The sequence below is a fragment of the Nitrospiria bacterium genome (assembly GCA_036397255.1).
In the GTDB taxonomy this organism is placed as follows: Bacteria; Nitrospirota; Nitrospiria; order DASWJH01; family DASWJH01; genus DASWJH01.
In genome coordinates this window covers 20650-36573 of record DASWJH010000097.1, presented here as the reverse complement: position 1 = coordinate 36573, position 15924 = coordinate 20650, and the positions used below count along the sequence as shown (strand labels likewise).

Genomic DNA, 15924 nt, shown 5'->3' with positions numbered 1-15924 from the left:
GGAATAACAAAACGTAAAACGATCATTAAATCCTGCAGACCTCTTGTTCATAGTCTACCAACTCGGTAATGGTCGGTTTTTCTCCACAAACCGGGCAGGCAGGGTTCCGCTTGACGGGAACTTCTCTAAAACGGACCTTCAGAGCATCATAGACTAAAATCCTATTAAAAAGAGGGTTCCCAATATTCAGAATTAATTTTAACACCTCCGTCGCCTGAATGGTCCCGATTAAGCCGGCCAAAACCCCCAGCACACCTGCCTCCTGACAACTAGGAACCAGGCCAGAAGGAGGAGGCCCTTTAAATATGCATCGATAACAAGCAGTTTGATTAGGAATAATGGTCATGGCCTGACCCTCAAAACGCAGAATACCTCCATGAATCAAAGGTTTTTGGCTTAAAACAGCAGCATCATTGATTAAGAATTTTGCCGGAAAGTTGTCAGTCCCATCGATTAAAATATCATAATCTCGGATCAAAGAAAGAATATTCTTTGAGTGGAGATGTTCTTCAAAGACTACAACCTTCACATCGGGATTCATTTCTTCAATCTTTTTTTTGGCAGAACGAACCTTCAAAACACCCACATCCTGGGTATGATGAATGACTTGTCTTTGCAGGTTAGACACGTCGACCACATCCCCATCGACCATCCCCAAAGTCCCGATTCCCGCGGCCGCCAAATAAAGGGCAACCGGAGAGCCTAACCCCCCTGCCCCAACAATGAAAACTTTGGCTTCCCCAATTTTCTTTTGACCCTTGCCACCTACTTCGGGTAATAAAATATGGCGACTATACCGTTCAATCTGTTCTTCTGAAAAACCCATGGGTTCCTTTTACAAACCACTCCCTAAATATTAAAATATTTTTCAATGCTAATGTAACGTTCCCCTGTATCCGGCAACAAGGTAACCACCCGCTTTCCAGGGCCCAACTCCTGCGCCACCTGAAGGGCAGCATGTACGTTGGCTCCCGAAGAAATGCCAACCAGCAACCCTTCTTTTTTAGCCAAGAGCTTTGCCATTCGATAAGCTTCATCATCTTCCACGGTAATAATTTGATCCAAAACCTGGCGGTTCAAAATTTTTGGAATAAACCCCGCCCCAATGCCCTGAATTTTATGAGGACCAGGATCTCCTCCCGAGAGAACAGGAGAGGTGGTTGGTTCAACAGCAATAATTTTGACCCTTGGGTTTCTCTCTTTCAAAACCTCCCCAACACCTGTGATGGTTCCCCCCGTTCCCACCCCCACCACGAAAGCATCCACCTTTCCATCCATATCATCCCAAATTTCGAGAGCGGTAGTGGCACGATGAATAGCTGGGTTTGCAGGATTTTCAAATTGATTGGGCATAAAATAGCTTGGATTCTGCTCCAAAATGCTTTGGGCTTCCTTAATTGCACCTCTCATGCCTTCCCAGCCTGGGGTTAGAACCAATTGGGATCCATAGGAAGAAAGAAGACTGGCTCGCTCCATACTCATACTCTCGGGCATTACCAAAATAAGTTTATACCCTCGAACCGCTGAAACCAGCGCAAGCCCGATCCCTGTGTTTCCACTGGTCGGTTCAATAATAGTGGATCCTGGGCGGATTTTTCCTTGTTTCTCAGCTTCATCGATCATGCTCAGGCAAATCCGGTCCTTCACACTTCCGCCCGGGTTAAAAAATTCAATCTTTGCAAAAAGATCGGCTCTTTTTCCTTCTCCAACCCGTCGCAGAGGAACCATAGGCGTGTTCCCAATGAGTTCCACCACGTCTTGAGGAACACCGGGTTCTCCTCCTCCCATAAAGAAAAGAAACTCAATTCTATCTCCCTCTTTAAGATTAGTCTGAGAAAAATCCTCCCGGTTGAGAATTTTTGAATTGAATTCCACGGAGACCATTTGAGGTTCGATCTCCTTTGTTTTTAAAAGGGCCAATACTGTTTTTTCTTGGACTTCCTCTTCTTTTCCGTTTATTTTAATTCGCATTCTAGCTCCGCAATAAAAAAAACCACAATGTCCCAAAAGTATCAGAATTTCAATCTGTTGTCAAGGAGATTTCTCCAAAAATACAACCCCTTATCGCCCAAATCCCGTCACAATTAAATCGAATTTTTTACTTTGATGACCTGTGTAACAATTTTTAAAATAAGTTTTATCTTTCTGACCCCATCAATGAGTTTGGTTTACCTGTTTTAAAAATCCCTTTTTAGTCATTTTCTTCTTGCAATCTTCTCTAAAATGTGTATAGTGCATCAACCGCAAAATGTTTTTTCGTGCCCTACTATTCGTGGAAGGCCTGTGATCGGGTGTGATGGGACCCCAAACGGAAAAAACATTTTATCGGTAAGGGTTGTTGAGAAAATAAGGAAAAATTAAACCGATACAACCCGTCGAATTTCCTTGACAAAAACGTATTTTTCGTTATAGTTACACCGAATGATTTCAGAATCTCATGATCTGAAGGAGGTGTTAGCCTAACCCAAATAAAAAATTGACCCATCAGATGAAAGGGGGAAATTAGATTGCACGCTTTGGGGACGCATTTGCTGGTGGAGTTGAAAGATAGCAACTCCAAAATCCTGAACGATATTAAAAAAGTTCAGGAGATCCTGATCTCGGCAGCTCGTCAGGCAAAAGCCACGATTGTTGAGATCTCGTTTCACAAATTCAGTCCCTTTGGTATCAGCGGGGTTGTTGTGATAGCAGAATCTCACCTTACGATTCATACCTGGCCCGAATATGGTTTTGCCGCTGTGGACATTTTTACATGCGGGGACCTTTTGAAGCCCGAAGTCGCCGCATCTTATCTCATTGAAAAATTTCAAAGCAAAAACCCCTCCATGGTCGAGATAAAAAGGGGCCTTCTTTCCAAGGGAGACGTAAAACTTCCCCATAAAGTCGGTAAGGGAGAGGCAACCGAAAATGACCGAATCAAAGAACTACAAATGGTTCCTTGATTTCCTAAGTCCGGATGAAGGTCATATGCTAGGGGTGAAAACCATTCTTCACACCAAGCAGACCAAATTCCAGCAAATGGAAATTATGGAAATTTCCAATTATGGTCGTTGCCTGATTCTAGATGGGAAAATGCAATCCAGCGAACGTGATGAGTTTATTTATCATGAAGCCTTGGTGCATCCCGCCTTGCTCACCCACCCTTCCCCCAAACGGGTCTTTGTCGTAGGGGGAGGCGAAGGAGCCACCCTCCGGGAAATTCTCCGACATAAAAGCGTTGAACATGTGTTGATGGTGGATATCGACCAGGAAGTCGTGGAAAGCGCCAAAAAATTTCTTCCCGAATGGCACCAGGGTGCATTTGATGATCCCAGAGTAGAGCTTCAATTTTTAGATGCCCGGAAATATCTGGAAGAGACCCAAGAAGTATACGATATCATTATTATTGATATATCCGAGCCTGTCGAGGAAGGACCGGCCTATCTTCTATACACACGGGAGTTCTATAACATCCTAATGAAGCGCTTAACCAAAGAAGGAATCATTTCACTACAAGCCGGGACCACGGCATTGACTTCTTTATTAAATTTTAGCGCAGTTTATCAAACCCTGAAATCTGTCTTCCCAGTGGTGTCCCCCTATGAGGCGTGGATCCCCTCGTTTGGTCTGCCGTGGGGATTCGAACTGGCTTCCAAGAAACTTCGTCCTCAGGACCTTTCTCCTGAAGAAGTTGACCGAAGAATTAAGGATCGAGTTACTGGCGAACTTCGTTATTACGATTCGGCTGTCCACCAAGGTCAGTTTCTCTTACCCAAACACGTTCGCCGAGCCATTGAAAAAGAAGAACGCTTAATAGAAGACAATCAACCCCTCTTTATTTATAGTTAACCTTCCGCGTGGGCCCCGGAACCCCACACCGCCTAGTAAACATACAATGGAAAATGAAGAACAGTTACGAACCCCCCTGTTTGACGCAATGGTGAATTTGGCGGAGAGTCGGAAGGTCTCCTTCCATACCCCTGGTCACAAAAGCGGAAAGGGAATCTCAACACGTTTTCGTAAATTTGTGGGCCCTAAAATTTTCTCCATCGACCTCACCACTCTGGACGAGGTGGACTCACTTCAAAAACCTCGGGGAGTCATCAAAGAAGCCCAGGAACTCGCCTCCCGGGCCTACGGCGCGGAACGTTCTTTTTTCCTTGTCAATGGGACCACTGGGGGAAATCATGCCATGGTTTTATCCACCTGTAAACCAGGGGATAAAATTTTGGTTGCCCGAAACGCACACAAATCAGTCTTGGCGGGAATCATTCTCTGTGGCGCAAACCCTATTTTCTTTTCTCCTGCCTATGACACAGATTTAAATGTGTTAATGAATGTCACCTTTGAAGAAACCAAAAACGCCATTGATCAGAACCCGGAAGCAAAAGCCCTCTTTTTGACCACGCCTAACTATTACGGGATTACCGCAGATATTGAACGGATCATTCCCTATGCCCATGAGCGGGGAATCATTGTGTTGGTAGACGAAGCCCATGGTCCCCATCTTAGATTTCACCCTTCCCTTCCCATATCTGCCTTAGAAGCGGGGGCAGACATTGCTGTGCAGAGCACCCATAAAATCATCGGGGGAATGACTCAGGCTTCTATGCTTCACGCCCAAGGGAATCAAATTAATTTTAGAGCGCTCACCAATGCACTAAAAGTGGTTCAAACCACCAGCCCTTCTTATATTTTGATGGCCTCTCTGGACCTTGCCAGAATGCAAATGGCCACCGAAGGGGCCAAGCTTTTGGAAAAAACCATTAAACTGGCCGAAGAAGCCCGGTTGAGAATTAACCGAATTCCGGGGGTAAGTTGTTTCGGCAAAACCAATGTAACGGGGACGATTTTCTCAAAGATGGGTGATTTAGATGTGACCAAGCTGACTGTTACCGTTAAAGAGCTGGGCCTCTCCGGGTATCGGGTTTCACAGATTTTAAATTCCACCTATAACATCCAGGTTGAAATGGCAGACCCTTTTCACATCCTGGTCATTGTGTCGATTGGGGACCGAAGGGATGACCTGAACCGGTTGGTCGACGCCCTCAAAGAGATTTCCAAAAACAACCCCCCTAAAGCGGAACGCTCGCCATTAGAAAAAGTCGATCTTCCACTTTTTCAGAATAAGGTGCAGACCTCATCTCACAAAGCTTTTTTTTCAAAACATGAATATTTAAACCTCCCTGAATCCATAGGAAGAGTCAGCTCGGAAATTGTCACGGTTTACCCACCGGGTATTCCTGTTTTAATTCCAGGAGAGGTGATCACCCAAGAAGTCATTGACTATATCAAAATCATGGCTGATCTCGGGGCAACCATCGATGGGTTGAATGAAAGCAATACCCTGGTGGGTGTGGTCACCACATCTTAAACACTCCCTGTGTCACCAACAGCCATAGGCCTTGAATCACCTCCTGAAAAGGAATCCATCCATTTAAGAAATCCTTTATATGAAAAGACATATAAAGCCCGCTCATGGTTCCCATGACATGGATCAGAACCAAAGAGGAGTGAACCTCAAAATGGTTTTTTTTTCTTAATACCACATAAATTAAACCCGCAAATCCCACCACTAAAATGAAAGACACCCAACCCCCGTTTAAAGATTTTAAAAAACCAAAATAAAACAGAAGAGATATATAGCAGATCCAACCGATGGACGCCCACTTCATTTTTAAAATCAACAGAATTCCCAAAATAACTGCAGCCCCTACAAAACAGGGAAAGAGGGTGTCTCCATAAATCCTTACTCCGGTCTCGACGGTTTGAAAAGTTTGGGAATCGAATCGTTCAACCCAAACAAAATAGGTTAAAGATAACCCCAAAGTGACCCATGCGATTAAACCCTTTTTTAAAACATTGGAATCCATCACAACCTTATTCACTTTCTATTTTTTTATATTTTCGTAAAAATAAATCCGGCCTTGAGGACCCATTAATTCTGCAATATCTCGAGGATGAAATCCCCCTAAAGGGTTTCCAACAGTATAAACGGTTTGAAAGTCGGCTCTTTTCACAAATTCCTCTTCCTGATTTCTGGGAACCAAATAAACAGGGGACCTAATTTTTCCGGTCAGAAACAGATATTTGAACCCATAGCCCAGTGGGGAAGAAGTCACGATTACCCCATCGTCCATTACCAGGTGTTTCAGGGCAGTTGCCGTTTGAATGGCGGGAGGAAATGTTTTTTCATAATAGTCGGCTAACCGGGCGGCCATGGACGGGTGATCTAATAGTTGTCGTTTTACCCAAAATGTGGTGAAGGGGGTTTGTGTCACTAATTCATAACGTTTATCATTTAGAACCTCAGCGGGTGTAATTTTTTTTCCAAGGTAAAACAGCTCCATAGATCGAGAGTCATAATGAAAAATATAGGCATCCGGGTCCTGTTGGGGATTTTCCTCAAAGTTCCAAATTTTATTTTGAAGGTGACTTCCGTAAGTGGGCGTCACCCAGAAAACCCCATGGGTGGCAGCCATGTAGACATTCCATCCATCCCCCTCCCGGGTTAAATAATCCAGGGGTTCCCAGGCCATACTCAAACTGGGAAGGTCCCAGGGAGACTGGCGATAATATTTATATTCAGAGGTCTGCTGGTTAGCCAACCAATCCTCCACCGCCGGTTTAATCTGGTACGAGGGCCAGCCATAACTTGCAAGATGCATGACCGCCAAAAAAGAGGACCCCACACAAAATAATTTAAGGATCGGAACGGTAAAAGGAAGATTTCCCCTAAGGTTTTGAAACAAATTTCCAACAGCCAGCAACCCAAACCCAACCACAAATAAAACGTATCGTTGATTAAACTCAAAATCTTTGTTGATGGTTAAGAAAACACTGTAAAACCCTACCAGGATTTGTCCCCAAAAAAACAAGGGGAAGCAATCTTTTCTAAAAGCCTTCCTAACGCCTTGAAAAAGAAAATAGGCTACGCATGGAAATCCTAGACCCCAAAATATTACCCCAAACCCTCCGTGTAGACTTCCCAAACCCAAATCAAAAAATGGATACATCAGAAAGTTGATGGGATCTTCTAAAAATGCACCCAAGGCGAAATCTGTCTTTAATTTTGGGGCAACCCCTTGTACCATTCCGCTAACCATCCCCGTTTGATCACCCCCGCCAAAAATCCGAGGATAAAAGGGATGCCCTGTTTCCAGATAATTTCTCACATACCAATAAAGACTAATGGGAATGGTCAGGAGGATATAAGTACTGTATCGCACCAGCGCTCTCTTAAAACTTTTTTCTTCCCAAAATCTCAACCATAAAATCGGTTGAACCGCCAACGAGAAAATAAACATGCTATATTTCACCCCTAAACCGTACCCGGTAATAATTCCGGCGATTATTAAATGGTGTTTTTCTCCCGTACGGTAAAAATTGAAAACCGCATTCAGCAGAGAAAGGAAACAAACCGCCGTGATCACATCATTATAATTACTTCCGATTTGCCCTAAAACGACGGGTAAAAAAATAAATAATTGGGCCACGAAAAAAGAATGCCTGGGAGCAATATCCAGTTGTCGCCCAAGGGAATACAGGACCCCTACACCGTACAGCACGACCCAAAAAACCACCATATCGATCAAATAATCATTTCCGAAAAAAAGTAAAGGCCACAAAAAAAGCAGATCTCCATTCAAAGGCATGGCAAACCCACGCCGAAGATCTAAGGGAAGGAGTTCAATTCCCTGGTTTTGAACGAAATGATATAGAGAGGGAAGGTGGTAAACCAGATCATCAATGCCCCTGGGGGGTAAAAAAATTGCCGCGATTAAAACCCACACCCAAACAAAAAACCCTAGAATAAGGAGAAGATAGTTTTCCCATCCAAACACCTTCCTTAGCCAAATTTTAAGAGTAGAAAAAAAATCTCTAAGGCCAGGACCCAACCGGGCCCTACGGCCCACCATGACCCAACCCACCAGGATTAAGGATAGGGTTAAATGGGACCCTACAACCCAAGAAAAAGTAAGCCGGTTGAGTATTCCGTACAATAAAGGGACAAAGGCAATTTGGATCATTCCAATCATCCCCCCATAAACCAATGAATCCCGGAAAGAAGTTTTTTGGAATGCCCATAAAAAAAGAATCCACGAAGAAAAAATAAAAAAATTAATAAAGAAAAAACCAAATACCTCTATCATCAATTTTTTCCTTGGTTATTCAAATAAACTGTTTCACCCGGAATTTATTAAAAAAACAATTGATTATTTCAATTAACAATAATCATTTTAAAAAATACCGTCAAAGAAACAGGGAAAAGTCATCCTTTGAAAAAAAACCAATGGGTTCCTTGCCATTTTTGGAAAACCCCACCTGAACCAAACCCTTTTACCCCTTCTTTTAAAGGCCCTCCTATTGACAGGGAAAGAAAAGAACGTTATTTTTGTATATAGGGCTTTTGCTTTTATGAATCAAAAATCATTTTTTAGGATAAACGGATCCTTTGAAAAAAACCACCAACACAAAAGGAAAGAAAACTAACCCAACAAAGAGAACGCGGACCCGAACCAGCAAACCCAAGAAAATACCCATTCAAGGAGGTGTCATCTGGTTGACAGGCCTTTCCGGGGCAGGGAAAAGCACCTTAAGCCAAATGGTCGGTCCCGCTCTTAGAGAAAGGGGATGTAAGATTGAGGTTTTGGATGGGGATGTGATACGAACCAATTTAAGCAAGGGGCTCGGTTTTTCCAGAGACGATCGAAATACCAATATTCGAAGAATTGGTTTTGTTTCCAACCTTCTGGCGCGAAATGGCGTTTGGGTTTTAGTAGCTGCCATCTCCCCCTATCGGGCCATTCGGCAGGATGTTCGTGAGAATGTGGTGAGGGATGGGGCCAAATTTGTCGAGGTCTTTATCACTTGTCCCTTAGATGTATTGGAAGAAAGAGACCCAAAGGGGTTATACAAAAAAGCCCGGTCGGGCAAATTAACAGGTTTTACCGGGATCTCAGATCCGTATGAGGAACCCACCACTCCCGAAATCATTATCCATTCCAACAAGGAAACTCCCGAAGAAAGCGCCAGACAAATCCTCAACTATCTGTATTCTCTGGGACTATAGAAAACTTTGATTAAGGAGCCCTTCACCTTTCTATTTATTAACTAATTTAAAATAAACCTGTTCAATCTGTTGAACCAGTGTAGGCCATGCAAATTTCTCATCCACCCACTCTTTAGCATTCCTTCCCAGTTTTTCCCGCAATTGAAAATCCGAGAGAATGGTAATAATTCCCTGAGCCATAGCTTGATAATCATGGTCCTTCACAATAAAAGCATTCTTTAGGTGCTCAAGGCCCTTGGAGGTTCCCTCAAAGAGAACAATCGCCTTGGCCGCAGCCATATAATTTAAAAGTTTAATGGGAAACCCCGGACAATCCGGGCGACTCACCACCGCAACATCGGCCCCCGAAAGAAAAAAAGGAACCTCCTCCATAGAGGCTTTATGATTAATTTCTACATGGTCCGTGAGGTTGCACGCTTCCACCATACGGTGACATTCTTTTAGGTCTTTTTCGGATGGAACATTACAAACCAAAAAAAGCGTTGCCTTGGGTATATTTTGACAAACGATCTGCATGGCATTTAATAGGTAATCAATCCTTTGAAACCGATCCACCGTTCCCGTATAAACAACCAAAAGACGATCCCCCCACCCATATTTTTTCCTCATGGCCAATGGGTCTAAACCCTCAAACCGTTGGGTGTCTACCCCAAGGGGAATTAAGTGAACCCTTCCCTGGCTTATATTCCGGCTTTTTAAAAACCGGACCAAATCCTCCGATATGGCAATGATTTCATCTCCCAATCGGGGGACCACAAAATCTAAAAAGCGGGCAATCCAGACCGCAAGAATTTTGGGTTTAAAGAAGTTATAAGAGGGTAACTCATCAATCATGGTATTGATGGCATGGTATACCAAGGGTCTTCGGGTTAAAACGCTTGCAAAAAAACCGATCAGAGCACCTTCATAGTTATGCCCATGAATCAGGTCAATCTTTTCACGGAAAATCACGCCACACAGTTTAACCACCATGAGTAAATCCAATACCGGTTTTTCTTTTGTGGGCCCCACCACCATTTTCTTTTTAAACCCCCAGTCCCAAATTCGGTGCAACTTAACACCACGCGGATTTAATCCCTCCCCATAATGGTAGGTAACAATATGAACCTTATGACCCTTATCGGAAACCGCCTGAGCCAACTCCCGAATTCCTCCCGGAGTCCCGTGATTGGCCGGAAAAGGGCAGGCCACCACCATAGCAATTTTTAATGACATTTTTTGGGGTTCGTGGGAATCCATTGGTTTAAGGAGCCTATAAAGAACAGCCGTTTTTTTCCATATCAGGGCTGATTTAAACGGGGTTACATTTCTGGTATAAGCGATGAAGGCCGCGAAATAACCATGGAACTCGCTCTTTGCTGATCATGGAACCTAGATGAATCATATAACTCATCAAACGGGTTCCCAAAGAAACATGCAATATATCCCTCTGAGCGATCCAAACTTCTTTTAATATCTGAAACGTATTTTTGGATGAAATTCCCCCTAAAAAAAACCTGCAAACTGGAACCGGAATGTGGAGGGCCTCTCTTCCCTGAGCAATCAGTTCTAAAGCAAAAGCATAATCAGCTGCTATTTTAAACTTTTCGAATTGAAAACGGATCGACCCTATGGATTCCCGCCGGTATAAAATCGCCTGATGGTAGATAGGCTGCCCATACCTGAAGTAGGATGGACCCCGCGCCTTTTCAAAAAGTTCCTCCCCATTCTCAAAAACAATAATTGCATCTCCATAAATTAAATCAAAATCGGAAGCGTTTCTTACCCTTTCTTTTAATCTTATAAGCGTCTCCTCCGAGGCAAAACAATCCCCCGCATTTAAAAAAATTAAAAATTCTCCCTGGGCTTTAGAGATCCCTTTGTTCATTGCATCATACAAGCCCAGATCGGGAGAACTTTCCCAAATAGCATTTGATAGGTTTAAATCCTCCAAAAAGGCAACAGTACCGTCTTTTGACTCCCCATCAATCACAATCCATTCAAGATCAGGAAAAGTTTGGGCCTGGAGATCATGATAGGTACGTTTTAGATTCTTTAAATCATCTTTACAAACCGTGATTACAGAAAACAGACGCTCCTTTTCCAAATTAATAAATTAACCCCTCAAGTCATGCAATCAACTTTTACGCCACACGGTATTTTCCTTGTAAATTTTAATGAAACGTCTAACCACCTTTTTGGGAATTCCAACCATGGATAAATTATACGCCATTCCGAAGTACCGATTCCATTTTTTGAAGGCCTTAACTTCCTCTTGGTCCGCACCGTGCTTTTTTAATAGATCAAAAAATAATTCCTTGCCAAAAGCGTAAAGCTCAATATCGAGGGCATTGGTTTCTTCTATAGCTTTTATAACATCATGGGCAACATCCGGTTTGGCCGACCGGTTGCGGGTCACATTTTCTTTTGCGTAATAAGCATTTTCCCAACCCAACAAATTTCGGAACATCAAAACCGTTTCATCAAATCGCTCAGAGATCCCAACCCCAATAAAATGCTCCTGAAGGTTTCGCTTCGCAGCTTCCAAAGTGGCCTGTGACACCGGTCCGTTCCCAGAAACAGTATCCACCCTTGGGTCTCCACAAATTAAACGGGTTTGACCATTATTAATTTCCGAAGAAAGGTTACCTTTTACATATTGCTCAAGAGTTAGGTTTTTTGAGGCAACTTGCCGGTACAAGTAATGTTTTGGGGTTTGTAAAACAAAGTAATAATGGGAAATGACCCGATCAACCGGATTTCTTAAAACTGTTATGTACTTTGATTTGCCCGGTAAATTCTCATGTAAACCAAATGGGAGATGGCCCTTTAAGCATTTGATTTTGGCTTTCTTCTCTTCGGACAGATTTTTAAATTCTTCAATGGATTCAGGCACATGGGCGCCATCTACGGTAAAAACCTCCTTTCGGTGGAATTGCCGCTCTAAAACCTGATGAAGGGTGGTTCCTGCCGCCTTAGGAATATGAAGAAAAATTAATGTTTGAAAATCCTTCTCAGACAATCTTTCACCTATTCTGCTTTACTTTAAAAGAATCTCTTCATAAAGAGACATATAATCTCTTGCCCGATGGTCAATAGAATAGGTATGTTTGGCTTTTTTTCGGGCATTGTCGCCTAATTGGTTCAAACGCAAGGGGTCCTCTAATACCCATTGAATTCCAAAGGCCAAATCTTCCCAGTCCCCCGCTTGAGCCACATACCCCGTTGTGCGGTGCTCAATGATCTCTGAAACACCCCCCACCCCAAACCCGACACATGGGGTACCACAAGAAATTGATTCCACAACCATATTTGGAAGGTTTTCTTGAAGAGAAGAGGTTATGAAAACATCCGCGGCAGAATAGAACAACGCCATACTGATATCATCGTTTAAACGGCCTACAAAGTAGGTTTTTAAACCAAAATTAGGAGCAGGTTGTGGTTTTGAACATCCCACCATAACGACTTCAGTTTGATCACTCAACCCATTTTTAGCCAACCTTACCAGTGCAGACTGCATGTATGAAAAACCAGCCCGTTTTTCATCTAAAGCTTGAAGGGTCCCAATCATAATTAATTTTTTATTTTGAGGTAAACCGATGATATTCCTTGCAACCCCTTTTTCGATCGGTTTATAACGGTTTATATCAATTCCGTTAGGAATGACTCGGATTGAATAATTGTTAAAAAGGGAACTAGAACGAGCACAGCCTGCTAACCACTTGCTCGGGGTGACAAGGGTAAGGTTTAAATTTCTCCAGGCCTTCTTTTTACGGTTCCAAATCCAAGAAGACAGATCCTTTTGCCTAGAACTGTTTAATTTGGGGCAGCATCCACAAGACCCCCGATATCGCCCACATTCCCCATCATATGCGCAACCCCCAGTAAAGGGCCACATATCATGGAGGGTCCAGACCAGGGGTTTCTTTAACTTGGGAAGCGTTTCGATCCGCAACCCTCCCCCCCCAAGCCAATGAAAATGTATCACATCCGGGTTGATGGACCGACATTTCTGTTTCAGTCCATCCGGTAGGTATGCTGTATAAAAATTGGTCCGCTCCCTTTTGGGATACAACAAAACCGGAAATCCATCGGCCACAAACCGAACCAGTGCCCATCCTCTCTTTATGTAGGATTCGGGGCCAACCACATTGGCATCCCCCGTGGATTTGATTTGAGCCAGGATTTTAGAATCGAGGCCCAAATCCTGAAGCCCAACATGAAGACGATACATCGCCCGGGCTGCACCTCCCTCAATATCAAATGTGTTTACAAGAAGGACTCTCAAAGAGTTTACCTTTTTAAACAATTAAATTTTTTAAACCAATCTAAACCTTAAAATTCTCAAATTGCATATTGACCATAAAAAATACTGCAAATAAAAACAAGGATATTAATTTCCCTTATAAAGATCAAAAATGGTTTTATCATAAATTTTAAGTTTTTCCTCAATCATTTGTTGATCAGGGACAAATGGTTTTTGCTCTAAATTTAAAAAAGAATTAGGAATATCCTCTTCTTGTATATTCACATACCGTTCTTTTGGAAATTCAATATCTTTGACAAAATTTGAAGTTTTTCCTTTTTTAGGCTCAGTATAATCGATAACAAAATTTTTTCCATTTAGGATGGTTTGAAAAATAATAGAATGGTATCTCATTCCAAAACATATATCCGCAGAATAAAATTCATCCATTGTTTCTTCCAATGAAAGGGGAACATTTTGGACGTAACTGTTTTCACTAGGGTATTCAAAATAAAGTTTATTTAAATACTTTCGATCATCTCCACCAATTGTAAAGTAATGCATAGGAATAAAACGAACTCTACCAAATGAAAGATTTAATTTTTTGTAAAACTCTTCTAATCGATTTTTTATTTTATCAAGATCTGAATTTTCTTTAAGATATTCCTTTGGGAAATTTCGAAGGGAAATAGAGGCCGTTATCTCGTTAGAATGAAGTTTCGGTAATTCTTCACTCTTCTTTTTTTTAAAATGAAGACAAGGTCCAATTGCAGGATCTAAGGAAACCAGAATTTTGTCTTCTTCAAAAACCTTTCCCATTTCTCTAAAAATATCTTTTGCATTAATAAGAGATGTACTATCCCTTAAAATAATCCTGTCTGAGAATTGAAAAAGTACTGTAAGTAACTCCTTATGTCTTTTTGTGAAAAATGGACCGACCCCTGATCCAAAAATAATGTTCTTTATACCTTTCCGCTTCGCAAATTTGAAAGCATAAGCCAACATATACATTGATTCAATATGCATGAGGGGCCCCCCTCCAATAACAACCATATCGGATTGGGTAATATGACTTTCCAATTCTTTTGATTTTTTAGAGTTAAAAATTTTTATATTTGGTTCGGAGCCTATTAAGTTGGCCCAAAAAGGATGGTCTTCAAAGATGGTTTTTTCTGTAAAGAAAGGGAAAAGACTACCTAAAAAAATTTGATCAATTTTTAAATTTTTAAAAAGAATACTTAAAGTTCCAGCAAATGTACCTCGGTCTCCAATTGTTTCCGTTCCATACCAACCCAAAATGGTTATTTTCAAATCATAAACCTTAATTTAAAGGCATATATTTTAGCCCAAAATCTCTCGTGGAGAACCTGAAAAACAAAAATTAAAAAATTTTTAATTTCTGGATTTCCATAGTAATCATGTACACAAGAATCACATTTATTTTGGACAATTGATTCCCGATATTTTAGATGGGCCTCATCAAAAAATATTTTTTCCCCAGGAGTGTTTTTCAAATTTCCAATGCACTCACTTTCAACCGCGCAATAATAAATATTTCCTCTTGAATCTAATGTTATTCCCTGATTTTTCCAATTACAGCCCATCAACCTTTTTGATCTACCGTTATTAATTGAGTTAAAAATGCTAAAATATTTAAATTTATCAGAAATGGTTTTGCTGTTTTTATATTGAGAATAAAAAAAAGTTTTTGATGAAAATAACCCTTTTCCATTAAATCCACTAAAAGAAGGAAAAAGTTTTTCGCTTTCAATTCGTTTATTCTCAATCCCCATCCGGAATTTAATTTGTATTTCAATTTTTTTTGCAAAAGCATTAAGTTGTTCTAAATAATTTACATTTTGACTTATAACTGTACACCCCACATCAAAAGAGTCGCAATAGAGGCTCCTATTTGCTTTAATTTCTTTTATTGTTTCGAATGTTTTTTTAAAAACCTTAGGAATTCCACGAACCTTGTCATGAATCTCACCATATCCATCAAGCGACACTGAAACATGAAAAGAAATTCCCTTTTTATTACATAAAAAATAAATTGACTTTAAAAGGGCCAAAAGACGCGAGGTATGAAAACCGTGAGATATAATATTTAACGACCTTAAATTGGGTAATTGATTAATAATAACCTCAGCATACTCATCTAAATTTTTAATTAGTGAAGGCTCACCCCCATTAATTCCTACGCCCTCCACTTTTTTAAATACTGGGTCCGTCAAAACTGCTTTCAATTCTTTAGCCGTTAATTCCCCGGAATAATCCATGTTCCAAACATCACACATTACACACCGTGCGTTACAAAAATAGGTTATAGGAAGTTGGATCACTTTGGGATACTTTTTCTCACCTCCTTTAATGGGAATTAACTTAAGGGTGGAAAGAAACCATAAAGTGCTTAAAACAGGATACAATTTGTTTTTAGAAAAAGACCCTTTTGTTCTTAATTTTTTAAGCATTCTCTTCATATAAACTTTTCTTGGTTTCCGTTTACAAAAATTAAATTTATCTTATTTTATAAATTCTATTAGGTTTTTTAGGTATAAAACCCAACTCAAAACCTCCTTCTCCCTTCACATTGTCGCTCTCCCCACACGGTTTAAACTTCCGTCTAAATACTGGTTAATCTTACTAT

At 41.3% G+C, this 15924-nt stretch carries 14 protein-coding genes; 4 read left to right on the top strand and 10 right to left on the bottom strand.

Going from position 1 to position 15924, the window contains the following annotated elements; all coding sequences use genetic code 11:
* Positions 1-25: 25 nt before the first annotated feature.
* Together moeB and cysK are read right to left on the bottom strand one after the other, a co-directional pair.
* Positions 26-826 carry a molybdopterin-synthase adenylyltransferase MoeB gene (gene moeB / locus VGB26_13230; GenBank protein ID HEX9758739.1) on the bottom strand — a complete coding sequence of 267 codons (801 nt, stop codon included), beginning with the start codon at positions 824-826 and terminating at the stop codon, positions 26-28.
* Between the two features lie 23 nt (positions 827-849).
* A complete protein-coding gene (cysK, locus tag VGB26_13225; GenBank protein ID HEX9758738.1) occupies positions 850-1971 on the bottom strand; it encodes a cysteine synthase A in 1122 nt (373 codons plus the stop codon).
* Between the two features lie 536 nt (positions 1972-2507).
* Here cysK and speD point away from each other — a divergent pair.
* Genes speD through VGB26_13210 form a run of 3 tightly spaced genes read left to right on the top strand, consistent with a single transcriptional unit; the run spans position 2508 to position 5353 of the window.
* The gene (speD, locus tag VGB26_13220) at positions 2508-2942 is read left to right on the top strand and encodes an adenosylmethionine decarboxylase (GenBank protein HEX9758737.1); all 435 of its coding nucleotides are present in this window, start codon (positions 2508-2510) and stop codon (positions 2940-2942) included.
* Positions 2908-3828 (top strand): polyamine aminopropyltransferase, encoded by a 921-nt coding sequence (gene speE, locus VGB26_13215; protein HEX9758736.1) that lies wholly within the window; start codon positions 2908-2910, stop codon positions 3826-3828. Before speD ends, speE begins: the two co-directional genes overlap by 35 nt.
* Before the next feature lie 46 nt (positions 3829-3874).
* On the top strand, positions 3875-5353 hold the full coding sequence (locus VGB26_13210) for an aminotransferase class I/II-fold pyridoxal phosphate-dependent enzyme (protein HEX9758735.1): 1479 nt from the start codon (positions 3875-3877) through the stop codon (positions 5351-5353).
* On the opposite strand, the gene VGB26_13205 is transcribed toward VGB26_13210, so the two are convergent.
* Both VGB26_13205 and VGB26_13200 read right to left on the bottom strand, forming a co-directional pair.
* Positions 5340-5867, bottom strand: coding sequence for a hypothetical protein (locus tag VGB26_13205; protein ID HEX9758734.1), 528 nt, complete (start codon positions 5865-5867; stop codon positions 5340-5342). The genes VGB26_13210 and VGB26_13205 overlap by 14 nt on opposite strands.
* A gap of 3 nt (positions 5868-5870) precedes the next feature.
* A complete protein-coding gene (locus VGB26_13200) occupies positions 5871-8009 on the bottom strand; it encodes a hypothetical protein (protein HEX9758733.1) in 2139 nt (712 codons plus the stop codon).
* A 425-nt stretch (positions 8010-8434) separates the two neighbouring features.
* Here VGB26_13200 and cysC point away from each other — a divergent pair, with 425 nt between their 5' ends.
* Positions 8435-9052: an adenylyl-sulfate kinase gene (cysC, locus tag VGB26_13195; GenBank protein ID HEX9758732.1), complete on the top strand. Its 618-nt coding sequence runs from the start codon at positions 8435-8437 to the stop codon at positions 9050-9052.
* Between the two features lie 30 nt (positions 9053-9082).
* On the opposite strand, the gene VGB26_13190 is transcribed toward cysC, so the two are convergent.
* From VGB26_13190 to VGB26_13165, 6 genes are all read right to left on the bottom strand, one after another.
* A complete protein-coding gene (locus tag VGB26_13190) occupies positions 9083-10267 on the bottom strand; it encodes a glycosyltransferase family 4 protein (protein ID HEX9758731.1) in 1185 nt (394 codons plus the stop codon).
* 76 nt (positions 10268-10343) lie between these two features.
* Positions 10344-11138, bottom strand: coding sequence for a glycosyltransferase family 2 protein (locus VGB26_13185; protein HEX9758730.1), 795 nt, complete (start codon positions 11136-11138; stop codon positions 10344-10346).
* Between the two features lie 30 nt (positions 11139-11168).
* On the bottom strand, positions 11169-12053 hold the full coding sequence (locus VGB26_13180) for a sulfotransferase family 2 domain-containing protein (GenBank protein ID HEX9758729.1): 885 nt from the start codon (positions 12051-12053) through the stop codon (positions 11169-11171).
* Between the two features lie 18 nt (positions 12054-12071).
* Positions 12072-13319, bottom strand: coding sequence for a glycosyltransferase family 4 protein (locus tag VGB26_13175; protein ID HEX9758728.1), 1248 nt, complete (start codon positions 13317-13319; stop codon positions 12072-12074).
* A 105-nt stretch (positions 13320-13424) separates the two neighbouring features.
* A complete protein-coding gene (locus tag VGB26_13170) occupies positions 13425-14588 on the bottom strand; it encodes a polysaccharide pyruvyl transferase family protein (protein ID HEX9758727.1) in 1164 nt (387 codons plus the stop codon).
* On the bottom strand, positions 14585-15757 hold the full coding sequence (locus VGB26_13165) for a radical SAM protein (protein HEX9758726.1): 1173 nt from the start codon (positions 15755-15757) through the stop codon (positions 14585-14587). The genes VGB26_13170 and VGB26_13165 overlap by 4 nt, the downstream gene beginning before the upstream one ends.
* Positions 15758-15924: the final 167 nt, after the last annotated feature.

Bases quoted from the DNA above. Each gene is read 5' to 3' on its own strand.
- moeB (HEX9758739.1), bottom strand. From the start codon at position 826: ATGGGTTTTTCAGAAGAACAGATTGAACGGTATAGTCGCCATATTTTA.
- cysK (HEX9758738.1), bottom strand. From the start codon at position 1,971: ATGCGAATTAAAATAAACGGAAAAGAAGAGGAAGTCCAAGAAAAAACA.
- speE (HEX9758736.1), top strand. From the start codon at position 2,908: ATGACCGAATCAAAGAACTACAAATGGTTCCTTGATTTCCTAAGTCCG.
- VGB26_13210 (HEX9758735.1), top strand. From the start codon at position 3,875: ATGGAAAATGAAGAACAGTTACGAACCCCCCTGTTTGACGCAATGGTG.
- VGB26_13200 (HEX9758733.1), bottom strand. From the start codon at position 8,009: ATGATCCAAATTGCCTTTGTCCCTTTATTGTACGGAATACTCAACCGG.
- VGB26_13190 (HEX9758731.1), bottom strand. From the start codon at position 10,267: ATGTCATTAAAAATTGCTATGGTGGTGGCCTGCCCTTTTCCGGCCAAT.
- VGB26_13165 (HEX9758726.1), bottom strand. From the start codon at position 15,757: ATGAAGAGAATGCTTAAAAAATTAAGAACAAAAGGGTCTTTTTCTAAA.